Source organism: Clostridium acidisoli DSM 12555, from assembly GCF_900176305.1.
In the GTDB taxonomy this organism is placed as follows: domain Bacteria; phylum Bacillota; class Clostridia; order Clostridiales; family Clostridiaceae; genus Clostridium_I; species Clostridium_I acidisoli.
The window spans coordinates 1-11,293 of the sequence record NZ_FWXH01000042.1; the positions used below are offsets into that span (position 1 = coordinate 1).

Annotated in this window: 13 protein-coding genes, 1 tRNA gene and 2 rRNA genes; 10 read left to right on the forward strand and 6 right to left on the reverse strand. The window is 30.1% G+C overall.

The window, feature by feature from the left end; translation table 11 throughout:
- Nucleotide 1 precedes the first annotated feature (1 nt).
- Together rrf and B8978_RS18795 are read left to right on the forward strand one after the other, a co-directional pair.
- Nucleotides 2-118 (forward strand): 5S ribosomal RNA (gene rrf / locus B8978_RS18790).
- Between the two features lie 21 nt (nucleotides 119-139).
- Nucleotides 140-215: transfer RNA gene (locus tag B8978_RS18795), tRNA-Lys, on the forward strand.
- A 56-nt stretch (nucleotides 216-271) separates the two neighbouring features.
- Here B8978_RS18795 and B8978_RS18800 read toward each other — a convergent pair.
- From B8978_RS18800 to B8978_RS18810, 3 genes are all read right to left on the reverse strand, one after another.
- Nucleotides 272-1,858: a DUF2207 domain-containing protein gene (locus B8978_RS18800; RefSeq protein ID WP_207651902.1), complete on the reverse strand. Its 1,587-nt coding sequence runs from the start codon at nucleotides 1,856-1,858 to the stop codon at nucleotides 272-274.
- A 230-nt stretch (nucleotides 1,859-2,088) separates the two neighbouring features.
- Nucleotides 2,089-2,673, reverse strand: coding sequence for an ATP-dependent Clp endopeptidase proteolytic subunit ClpP (clpP, locus tag B8978_RS18805; protein WP_084117821.1), 585 nt, complete (start codon nucleotides 2,671-2,673; stop codon nucleotides 2,089-2,091).
- Nucleotides 2,674-2,694: 21 nt separating this feature from the next.
- Nucleotides 2,695-3,078: a helix-turn-helix transcriptional regulator gene (locus B8978_RS18810; RefSeq protein ID WP_084117822.1), complete on the reverse strand. Its 384-nt coding sequence runs from the start codon at nucleotides 3,076-3,078 to the stop codon at nucleotides 2,695-2,697.
- A 187-nt stretch (nucleotides 3,079-3,265) separates the two neighbouring features.
- Here B8978_RS18810 and B8978_RS18815 point away from each other — a divergent pair, with 187 nt between their 5' ends.
- Together B8978_RS18815 and B8978_RS18820 are read left to right on the forward strand one after the other, a co-directional pair.
- Entirely contained in the window at nucleotides 3,266-3,790 is a 525-nt protein-coding gene (locus B8978_RS18815) for a GNAT family N-acetyltransferase (protein WP_084117823.1), read from the forward strand.
- A gap of 106 nt (nucleotides 3,791-3,896) precedes the next feature.
- A complete protein-coding gene (locus B8978_RS18820) occupies nucleotides 3,897-4,259 on the forward strand; it encodes a hypothetical protein (protein WP_084117824.1) in 363 nt (120 codons plus the stop codon).
- A 108-nt stretch (nucleotides 4,260-4,367) separates the two neighbouring features.
- On the opposite strand, the gene B8978_RS18825 is transcribed toward B8978_RS18820, so the two are convergent.
- Both B8978_RS18825 and B8978_RS18830 read right to left on the reverse strand, forming a co-directional pair.
- Complete coding sequence (locus tag B8978_RS18825; RefSeq protein WP_084117825.1) at nucleotides 4,368-4,604, reverse strand: zinc ribbon domain-containing protein; 237 nt, start codon at nucleotides 4,602-4,604, stop codon at nucleotides 4,368-4,370.
- Between the two features lie 26 nt (nucleotides 4,605-4,630).
- Nucleotides 4,631-5,218, reverse strand: a complete 588-nt coding sequence (locus tag B8978_RS18830) for a TetR/AcrR family transcriptional regulator (RefSeq protein WP_084117826.1) — start codon at nucleotides 5,216-5,218, stop codon at nucleotides 4,631-4,633.
- A gap of 242 nt (nucleotides 5,219-5,460) precedes the next feature.
- Here B8978_RS18830 and B8978_RS18835 point away from each other — a divergent pair, with 242 nt between their 5' ends.
- The 3 genes from B8978_RS18835 (at nucleotide 5,461) to B8978_RS18845 (ending at nucleotide 8,239) form a co-directional block, all read left to right on the forward strand.
- Nucleotides 5,461-6,354, forward strand: coding sequence for a D-alanyl-D-alanine carboxypeptidase family protein (locus B8978_RS18835; protein WP_084117827.1), 894 nt, complete (start codon nucleotides 5,461-5,463; stop codon nucleotides 6,352-6,354).
- An 81-nt stretch (nucleotides 6,355-6,435) separates the two neighbouring features.
- Nucleotides 6,436-7,137 carry a response regulator transcription factor gene (locus B8978_RS18840; RefSeq protein ID WP_084117828.1) on the forward strand — a complete coding sequence of 234 codons (702 nt, stop codon included), beginning with the start codon at nucleotides 6,436-6,438 and terminating at the stop codon, nucleotides 7,135-7,137.
- Complete coding sequence (locus tag B8978_RS18845) at nucleotides 7,124-8,239, forward strand: sensor histidine kinase (protein WP_084117829.1); 1,116 nt, start codon at nucleotides 7,124-7,126, stop codon at nucleotides 8,237-8,239. The genes B8978_RS18840 and B8978_RS18845 overlap by 14 nt, the downstream gene beginning before the upstream one ends.
- Nucleotides 8,240-8,256: 17 nt before the next feature.
- Here the strand turns inward: B8978_RS18845 and B8978_RS18850 are convergent, their stop codons facing one another.
- Nucleotides 8,257-8,625 carry a LysM peptidoglycan-binding domain-containing protein gene (locus B8978_RS18850; RefSeq protein WP_084117830.1) on the reverse strand — a complete coding sequence of 123 codons (369 nt, stop codon included), beginning with the start codon at nucleotides 8,623-8,625 and terminating at the stop codon, nucleotides 8,257-8,259.
- 158 nt (nucleotides 8,626-8,783) lie between these two features.
- Here B8978_RS18850 and B8978_RS18855 point away from each other — a divergent pair, with 158 nt between their 5' ends.
- The 3 genes from B8978_RS18855 to B8978_RS18865 form a co-directional block, all read left to right on the forward strand.
- A complete protein-coding gene (locus B8978_RS18855; RefSeq protein WP_084117831.1) occupies nucleotides 8,784-9,623 on the forward strand; it encodes a hypothetical protein in 840 nt (279 codons plus the stop codon).
- 73 nt (nucleotides 9,624-9,696) lie between these two features.
- The gene (locus B8978_RS18860; RefSeq protein ID WP_084117832.1) at nucleotides 9,697-10,854 is read left to right on the forward strand and encodes a pyridoxal-phosphate-dependent aminotransferase family protein; all 1,158 of its coding nucleotides are present in this window, start codon (nucleotides 9,697-9,699) and stop codon (nucleotides 10,852-10,854) included.
- A 366-nt stretch (nucleotides 10,855-11,220) separates the two neighbouring features.
- Nucleotides 11,221-11,293: ribosomal RNA gene (locus B8978_RS18865) — 16S ribosomal RNA — on the forward strand; the annotation flags it as partial.

Sequence of the window (11,293 nt, forward strand, 5' to 3'; positions counted from 1 at the left end):
ATCCAGTGATAATGGCTTAGAGGCAACACCCGTTCCCATTCCGAACACGAAGGTTAAGCTCTAAAGCGCCGATGGTACTGCAGGGGCAGCCCTGTGGAAGAGTAGGTCGTCGCTGGGTCTTTATTTAAATTTTATATCTGGTTTACTAGCTCAGTTGGTAGAGCACATGACTTTTAATCATGTTGTCCGGGGTTCGATTCCCCGGTAAGCCACCAAAAAACATCTAAGCAATATGCTTAGATGTTTTTTTATGTGCGAAACTTTTTCAATATTAGAAGGCGCTACTTCCACCACCACCGCCAAAACCGCCACCGCTACCATCAGAAAAGTTGTTAAAAGAGTTGGTATTGTTATTATCGCTGTTATTGACATAATCGTTATAGTGTTTATTTATTTCTTCATAATACATACAAGTAAAATAATTTAAGAACCAATAATTGATAAATATATTGTTATTAAGACTAATATCATCATAGATATTATATTGTTTTAAGTTTTTAAGCATAGTGGCAGATTCATTAAGTACTATAGCATAGGGCATAACTGTGTTTAATTTTAGGGATGCAAATTCAGTGTGATTTGAATCTCTAAGATATGACTTAAAAGCTAACCATTTTATTCTTTCATCTTCATATTTGTTGGTAAGTATGCTTTTGCCAAGTATAGATATATGAAACTCTGGAGTATTAGTCTCTTTTTGAGTTATATTTTTCCACTCAGTAAATTTGTCTGAAAATTTAGATTTATCGGCGTTGTCCTTGATATCACTAAGATAAACTAAATTGTTTTTACAGTAAGTTTTAAGCCAAGTTACTAAATAATGTTCACTCTCATAAAGATTATAATCTTGGATATGAGTGTTTATAGTAAAGCAAAGCATTTTATAATTATGATTTGATATAGGATCTTGATTAAAGTTTATGACACCTTTGTTAGCAAGGTTTAATATACTTGCCATAAGTTCATTTATGCCTAGAACTTTATCCATAAGCATAGCTACAAACTCTGGGGGGAGATTACTTGGCAATTCGGAATAATATTCTCCATTATAAAATACATAGTTTTCTCTGTAAGCTTTAATTGCATTTCTTCTCTTTCTGCCAGAAGTATATATAACTATTAGGATTAAGCCTACTATTAAAGCTAAAAGAACAACTATAGCTAAAGCCTTTATAATTTTTTGCCTTTTTATCATAGTATCATATGATGCTTTTGACATATTTATGGACCTTGAGCTATTAATCCAAGTAGGAGGAAATGTAACAGACGCACCAATAATATCATTATCACCTAAGTCATTTAATTGAAGTTTAATTCTATTGTTACCATCTAAAGAGATAGTCCCTCTCTTTGGACCTTCTCCAGAATATTTTACGCTTGAGTCAATATTCTTAGGTAGAGATAAATAGACCGTAGCCTTATTAGTAGTAACATTACTTTCATTTTTGTAGAATATCCATTTTAATTCTGCTAAATCTGAGTATTTAGTTACTACATTTTTTATTTTGTAGTTTATGATGAAATCTTTGGTTTCATTTTTACTGGCACTGTATATTTTAATTTCTTTACCGTTATTAATATTATTAATTTCAAATTTTGGGGTTTCAATTTCAGAGCCCTTGGCTACTTGTACTGAAACATCGTAAAGTCCAGCAGAACCATTTGTTTCGATATCTCTTTTTATTCCATTAAAACTGCCAGTAAATAGGTAAGTGTAATCTTCTGTGACTGACATATCACCACTTTCATTTACACTAGCATTTATGTTTATTTGTGATATAGAATAAGTACCTGAAGCTGCAAAAGCTGCCTTTTGTGGTATACAAAAGGGTATAAGTACAAAAACAAATAAAAACAAAAAATAAAAAACTTTTTTTATAATTCGCATAAGGGTTAATATCCTTTCTTCATTTTAAATATATTGCAATTATATAATATTTTATCATTAAATAATATATTTGTAATTATTGTTTAATCAATAGCTTATATAAAAAGAGTGCGTTAATGCTACAATGGAGAATTATAAAACAGTTTTATACATGCTAAAAGCAGCATTAACGTTTATATATGTTAATGCTGCTTTTAGTATTACCTTATAAGAATTTCATCTATCAAACCATAATTCTTCGACTCTTCAGCAGACATAAAAAAATCTCTTTCCATATCTGATTCTAGTTTTTCAATTGATTGCCCTGTATTATTACTATATATTTTAGTTAACTTATCTTTTGTTTTTAAAAGCCAGTCAGTATGAATTTTTATATCTGTAGCTTGGCCTTTGAATCCTCCATATACAGATGGTTGATGTATTAATATTTCACTATTTGGAAGAGCGAATCTTTTTCCTTTGGCACCAGAAGAAAGTAAGAAGGAGCCCATGCTCGCGGCAAGTCCAACGCATATGGTAGAAACGTCGGGTTTAATATACTGCATAGTATCATAAATTGCCATGCCTGCAGTTATAGAACCACCAGGACTATTTATATAAAAGTTAATATCTTTATCTGGAAATTGTGATTCTAGAAAAAGTAGCTGTGCTATGACAGTGCTTGCTGATTCATCAGTAACCTCACTATTTAACATTATTATTCTATCCTTTAGAAGTCTCGAGTAAATGTCATAAGAACGTTCACCTAAATTTGTTTGCTCAATTACCATCGGTACAAAACTCATAATATCAACTCCTTTAAATTATTACGCTACCATAGAAAGCTTGTTAGTAATTTTGTATTTTGAGTTAATTGTTGTAAGAATACCTTTGCTTTTTCTAAATTCTCTTGGAGACACTCCATAAAGTTTTTTAAAAGCTCTTGTAAAGGTTTCTTGTGAATTAAATTGATATTTAAATGCTATGTCAACAATTTTATCATTAGTGTTTAATAGTTCGTCTGCAGATTTTAAAAGTCTTCGTTTTCTAATATATTCTGCTACACTTTCCCCTACTACAGCATGAAACACCCTATGAAAGTGGTATTTTGATAGAAATACTTTATCTGCAATATCTTTTAGTCCTATTTCGTTATTAAGATTACGCTCAATATATTCAATAGACTTCTTAATACAAGCATCATAATTCATTGCAAGACACCTACCTTATTAAATCTTTTTCTATATTATAGTTCAACGATGAATATAAAACCTGTCTTTTTTTGCTAATATAAGATTAAAAATATATAATAAGAATTACGGTATATTTAGATATATACAGCTAATTGGAAGTAATGTTATAATTATAACATCGTGTAAAAATGGGAGTTGATGCAAAATGAGAACACAAGGACAGCTAAAAATAGAAACGGAACGGTTACTGCTTATGCCAATGACTTATAAGTTTGTATCAAGGATGTTGGAGGATGACATCAGAGCATACGATGAATTTGCAATAAAACCCAATACTGAATGGCCTAATGTTGATATAAAAGAAATTATGCCTATACTTAAAGAGAAGTTATCCAACACTGCTGCTCCAGATGGGTTTTTAGCATGGGTGTTTATAGATAAAGCAAATGGCTGCATTATAGGTGATGGTGGATTTAAGGATAAACCTAATAGTAGTGGTCAAATCGATTTAGGATATGGAACGATATACAGTAAAAGAAGACAAGGCTATACATTTGAAGCAGTACAAGCTTTAGTTAAATGGGCATTTTCACAGAAAAATGTGAAAGAAATAACAGCGGATTGTTTAATTAATAATGATGCATCATACAATTTACTGATAAAGTTAGGAATGATAGAAATAAAAAGAGATAATGAGTTTATTTATTTCTCATTGAAGACAAGTGAATAGGGGGGCGCTAGGTGATATAGACTGCAGAGATATAATGTTGGTAAAAAGAGAGTAGAGAAACGAATAATAGTCTTCGGATAAAAATTAAGGTTAAGAGGTGCATATTATGATATTTGATTTTATAGCCATAAGTATATGTGTAATAATATTTTTGTTGTATTTTTTTACTTCCATAGCTTATATGTTTAAGAAGCCAAAATTTATTGTTAATAAAAAAATAGTACCAATGGAGAAGCTTTTAGATGACAAGGCTCTAAAGCATTATATAAATAGCGTTGGAAAATTAAATGCATACACATCCATTCTTTTCATTGTAGGATTTTTTAATACTATTTTTATAGATAAACTTAAAGTAGGTTCTGGCATAAACTTGGTAGGCTTTTTCTGTATTATTTCAATTTTAAATTCTATATTTCAAAGAAGGATAAAAGCTCGTTTGATTAGTAAGGCGAATGAAAACAAACGGTAAAGAGATTTTAATAGAAATGATTTAACTTTAAATTAGGTCATATAGTTGTTTAGACTAAAAACAACTATATGACCTAATTTTCTGAGAACTAAAGTATTTAGATTCGTATTATGCTTTCCAAGCAGGAAGCTTAGACATCATTGATTCTGCTGCAGCTCTAGCAGAAATTTGTTCTAATCCCTGGTTTTTAATTATAAAAGAAGTAAGTGAAACTAACTTTTCTTCGTAGGATTGCATTGAACCGTCTGGTTTAGCACAGAAACGGCAATAATCTTTAGATTCATCTCCCATAGCAAAATCATCTTTTTTTTCCATTGGCATACCACAGGCAATACATTTTTTCATTTTAGAAATCATTCCTTTCAATATTTTTATAATCTTATAAGGCTAAGGTAATGTTGTAATAGTTGCTCGCCATATTGCTCTAGAACAGATCCATCTGGAGAAAACAAATCACTATTAGACATATAATAATGAATTAGGCTTAACCACGTATTAAAAATTAAATTGACAGGTTGATTCTTAATAGTGCCCTCATCAATTTCCTTTTGTGCTGCTGAGCAAATATGAAATGAAATTATAGATTGAATCATTACATAAGTGTCTTTAGCAGTGGATGGAAGCAACCGTCTTTCAATTATAAGTCTAGTACAAAATGGTTCAAATTCAATCAGACCAGTAATATGAGCATTTAAAATCTCAGCTAAGCTACTATTATCATCAAGTAATTCATGTAGTCTAGTACCAAGTTTCTCGCCAAAATTTTCTATTGTTGCATTTAGTAAGTCCTCTTGAGTAGGGAAATGAGAAAAAACAGTACCGTGAGAAACCATAGCAGCTTTAGCTATATCTATAGTTTTAGTAGCAAGTATGCCTTTTTCTCCAAATAGTTTTGTGGCTGTTTCTAGCAAATGTATTTTGGTCATCATTTTTTGTTTTTGTCTTTTTGTTTCTGTCATTTCAGAGCTCCTTTGTTAAGTTAAAACTCATTGAGTATATACTTAATATAATACAATGTGTGCAAGTAGTCAATATACAAATCTCAAAATATTTATATATACACATATCATAAAACTTTAGAATTCTTAAGATTTATTTAAAAATCTCTTTAAATAATGGATTTATAATTTTTTGTATAGTATTCATAACTATTGAAATATCCATATGAAAAAACTTAATTGCATGAAAGGAGAAATAATTAATGAAAAGCCGGGCTAAATTCATTATAGGATTTTTAATTTTATTGGTGATAATTGGAGTATATGAAAGTAAAAATGGTGTCATTGAGGTATTTAATTCAAAAGAGCATACCTCAGATGTTAATTTAAGAGGAAAGTATATTGAAAATGGTATGCCACAAGTTGTTGCACAAGCGGCATTAACTTTGGAGGTAGATAATAATAAAATAATATATGCAAAAAATATACATAATCGTATGTATCCTGCAAGTACAACAAAACTTTTAACAGCGCAAGTTTTTGCCGACAGTGAACCTGAAAATGGCAAAATAGTATATACAAAAGATGCAAAGGCTGAACCAGAAAATAAAATAGGTTTAAAAGTTGGACAAATTCTAACAGCAGATCAGGCAATGAATGCAATGCTTATTTATTCTGCTAATGATATAGCAGAAGCAATTGGAGAAAATGTATCTCAAAATATAAACAAATTTTCAGATAAGATGAATGAAAAGGCTTCAGAGCTTGGACTCAAGGAAAGTCATTTTGTAAACGCAAATGGATTGCCTAATTCAAATCATTATACAACAGCATATGATCTTAGTATAATTGCTAAAAATATATATAGATACAAATGGATAATGAATGTAATTAGTAAAAAGACTTATGATTTGAAGGTAGGTGATAGAAATATCAATATAACAAATACAAACAAACTTCTTGATGTTAATGGATGTGTAGCTGGAAAAACTGGATATACGTCAGAAGCCGGGAAGTGTCTTGTTGCGTATTATGAAAGGAATAATAAGAGAATGATAGGGATAGTTTTGGGATCTGCAAACGATGATAGCGTAGACAGCGACATGGAAAAAATAATTAATTGGAGCTATAAGCAAACTGATAAAAATGGATTGTAATTTATGGTAAATGCATAGAGCTTGGTTTATAATTAAATTAATATTTATCATTAAGCACATAAAGGTTCAAGAGGTGATAAGATGAATGAAAAAATTCTAATTGTTGATGATGATAGAGAAATTGTAAACTTAGTTTCTATATATTTATCTAATGAGGGATATAAAGTTATTAAAACATGTGACGGTTATAGTGCTTTTAAGATGGTTCAAGTTGAAAATCCTCAGCTTATAATTCTAGATGTTATGATGCCTGGAATTGGGGGAATTGAGGTTTGCAGAAAAATTCGCCAAAAGTGCAATGTTCCTATTATAATGCTTAGCGCAAAGGTACAAAATAATGATAAAATAGCAGGACTTTTAACAGGTGCAGATGATTATATAACTAAACCTTTTGATGAACTGGAATTTATTGTACGAGTAAAAACCTTGCTTAGGAGGGCTTATTTTTTTGATAGAAAAATAGAAAGCAGTAAAGATGAAGACTTGTTACAGTTAGGAGAGCTTTCTATAAAAAAATCTACTCATTCTGTTTTAGTAAAAAATAATGTAGTTACACTAACGGCTAGAGAGTTTGAAATATTATTTCTTCTTGCAAGTAATGCAGGCAGAGTTTTTAGTGCGGAGGAGATATTTGAGAGGGTGTGGAGCGAAAAATATTTTCAATCTAATAATACAGTAATGGTTCACATAAGTAATATAAGAGATAAAGTTGAATGCTACCTTGAAGGGGAGAAAATAATACATACAGTATGGGGAGTAGGATATAAAATTGAAAAAAATTGATGTTTATAAATTAGAACTTAAAATTTTAATTTTATTTGTAGCTGCAATTATACTTACATTTATTACAATGATGTTGCTTTCATTACTTGTACATATCACACAAAATATATTAATTGTAGAGTTTAGGGTTGATTTAGATACCTATAATGCGAGCTTTATTTTAGGGCAGATGAAGCAATTCAAAAGCGTTACATATTGCATTGTATTTGTTCTGTGGTTTCATTTATTATTTAGAAAAAAGGTAGTTTGCTTTTTACAAATAAATGAAACTATTCAAGACATAGCGAAGGGTGACTTTAAAACACGTATTTCTAATGATTATAAAAACGAGTATGGCAGTCTGGCAACTCTTTCAAGCAATATTAATATAATCATGGATAAATTTACTTTAGCTATAGCTGATGAAAGAAGAGCAGAACAGACTAAAATAGATCTTATAACGAGTGTATCTCATGATTTGCGGACACCACTTACGTCTATTATTGGATATTTGCAATTGGTAGACAATGATGAATACCAAAATGAATTTATTCTTCGAAGTTATATTAATATAGCTTTAACAAAAAGCAAAGCATTAAAGGTTTTGATAGATGATCTTTTTGAACTTACAACATTAGACAACTATGGAATCAAGATTTCAAAGAATAAAATAAATATTATAGAACTGATTAAGCAACTTGCAATAGAACATAGATTGAATTTTAAAAAAGCAAATATTGAGTGTAGGCTAAATGTAATAGATGAGAAAATATATGTTATGGGAGATAGCAATAAACTTGTGAGGGCATTTGAAAATTTGATTTTTAATTGCATAAAGTATTCAAAATTCAGCAGATTTATGGATATAATAGTAACTAAAATAGGCTTTTATGCAGTTCTAGAGTTTATAAATTATGGAGAGCAAATACCACCTATGGAATTACCATATATTTTTGAAAGGTTCTATAGAGTTGATAAAGCAAGATCTCAAGAAACAGGGGGATCTGGACTTGGACTCGCCATAACAAAAAATATTATTGAACTACATGATGGAAAAATAGAAGTTACAAGCAACGCCTCAAGAACAGAATTTAAAGTAGTAATTCCTTTATGGTTACAATAGAGAACTGTTAATAAATATCAATTCTCATATGTAATGTCTTTTTCAGCTGGTATTAGTAACGTTGAATTAATATAAATAGTGGCTCCATTTAAATTGTTCTTCTTCTCGATGACTTTTACTACATCGGAGGCTTCATATGCTGGCATAAACTTATGAGCTAGACTATATAAGTCATCTTTAGCTTTCACTTTATAGTGTATGTATACATAACTATCGGTGTTGATTTTCTTGTTTGGGTGTAAATTTGTTTTAGAGCTAACAGGTTTATTAACTGTACTTCTGGAATTAGGCATTTCTTTATTTTTTTGATCAGAATAAATTAGTCCGCTGCATAATAAAAAGATAAGAACTAACGATAATATCCATAGGAGTTTTTGTTTACCCATAATTTGAATCACCTCATATTGCAAGTATTGACAATTAGGTGAAAAATATACATTATAAATAATGATAGAAGTGATAATTGATTTTATGGGGAAATATTGTATAATAACTATAATGAGTTAATATGAACTCTTACGTTGTAAATATGAGGAGCGATATTATGAAAAAAATTGCATTGTCTATAATTTTAATTGTAACACTATTTGGTATAACTTCGTGTGGAAAAAAGTCACAAGTGGAAAATAATAAAGTAGAAAGTACTGTTTCAAACGATGCAAAATTAAATATGACCAATACAATAAATGGCAATACAACCAATGAAGTTGATAGTCCTACTAGCGTTAATGATAAATCTGATGTTATAACAGACATAAATTCATGGAATCATCCAGTAAAATATGTGTTTAAAAATGCAAATATTGATATCCAAAAAGTCGGTTTTAAAAATGATAAAACATATCCTATATTTTATGTAAGTTTAACAAAAAACTTGGACGATGAAAATAAGATTTATTATAAAAATCTTGTAAATCAAATTGCTACAGCTAATGGATATTGGGATTATGAAATAATAGATGAAAATAAAAATATTGATATTAAAGTAGTTTGCGATAGAAATAATAGAACAGTTACTGGGGTAACTAACAATGGAAGTAGCAATTATTTCACAGTTACAGACACCAATGATGTAAAAAATACAGATGATCAAATTACTGAGTATTTAAAGGATAATGTTAGCGAAGTAAAAAGCTTTATTCAAGCACTTGAAGGCAATAATAGTGGAGTAAAAGCAATAGTATATGTTGAACGTGAGCCAGACCCTAATTCAAATAATGTGTATCTTAAAAATTATTATGGAATTTATGTTGGGGAATCACATCCAGATCATAACGTAAATGTATATAGGTTTGCTATAAATAAAGATACAAAAGAGATTTTATATTACGATGTTGTTAATGATAAGTATGAAAGTCTTTCTGATTGGAGAAAAAGTAAGTAATTGAACCCATACATTTAACTAAAATAACATAAAGTATTATAATAAGCATAGATAAATGCATAGAGGTGATTAAATGAAGGTTCCAATTATAATGACACCAGGACCGACTATGGTCAGGGCAAATGTTAGACTTGCTAGAGCTGAGGAAACTACTAATCCAGATATAGATTTATCCTTTTATGATTTTTATGAAGATACTTGTTTAAAAATGGCTAACATATTAAAAACACACAATCAAGTAAGAATTTTAAGTGGAGAAGGAATACTTGGATTAGAAGCGGCATGTGCGTCCTTGACTGAAAAAGATGATAGAGTGCTAATAATTGAAAATGGTGTATTTGGTGAAGGCTTTGGAGACTTTGTTAAAATATACGGTGGTAAACCTGTATATTTTAGAGGTGATAGAAAGCATAAAATTAATTTAGAAGATTTAAAATTTTTTTTAGAAAAGGACAGTAATTTTAAATACGCTACTGTTGTCCATTGTGATACACCATCTGGCGTTTTAAACGAAATAGACAAAATATGTCCACTATTAAAAGAAAAAGGAATTTTAACAGTAGTAGATAGTGTAGCAGCTATGGGCGGAGAAGAACTAAGGGTAGACGATTGGAACATAGATATAGTAATTGGTGGTTCTCAAAAATGTCTGTCTGCACCTCCTGGGCTTACAATTTTAAGTATAAGCAAAGATGCATTTGATGTGATGGAGAATAGAAAAACCCAGATTGCATCGTTTTATTGTAATATTTTAAACTGGAGAGATTATTATAAGGATAAGTGGTTCCCATACACACCGCCAATCAGTGATATTATGGGAATTAGAAGAGCAGTGGAAAACATTTTAGAAGAAAAAGATATACTAGATAGACATATGAAGATAGCAAAGGCAACGAGAGAAGCCATTGTTAGTTCTGGATTAGAACTTCACACATATGATGGATATTCTAACACAGTAACAGTATTTAACGTACCTAAAAATTTAGATGATAAAAAGGTAAGAAAATACATGGTAGATAATTTTAATGTGATGATTGCAGGTTCTTTTGATTATTTGGATGGGAAGGTTCTGAGAATAGGACATATGGGAGAAAATGCAAGGGTACATACTGTAAGCTACACTTTAGTAGCACTCCAGAAATCATTGGAAATGTATGGTGTTAAGTTTAAGAAAGATATGGCAGAGGTTTTTTTTAAGGAAATGGAAGGTTGTGGGATAATTATCCCATAACTTTTTATTTTTATATGGTACCGATATGAATACGTTACCTAGTGTATCAATAATCATAAATAAACGAATTCATGAAAAATATGGAGCATTTGCGGTATAATTTAAATAAATAGAGATTAAAGGACAAAAGAGTATATATATTTATGATATTATAAAACACGTCGCAAGTGACAAGCTACAAATCAACATAAAAAAACATGTTGACAAAGAGTTTGAAACCGTGATATACTATATAAGCTGTCAGATGACAGCGCAGTGATCTTTGAAAATTAAACAGAGTATAAGAATTAAGTAAACCAGCAAATTCTTTTGATGTTAGAAATAACATTAGATAATAAATTAAGCGAAATGAGCTTAATCAAACTTTTAATTGAGAGTTTGATCCTGGCTCAGGACGAACGCTGGCGGCGTGCTTAACACATGCAAGTCGAGCGAGAAA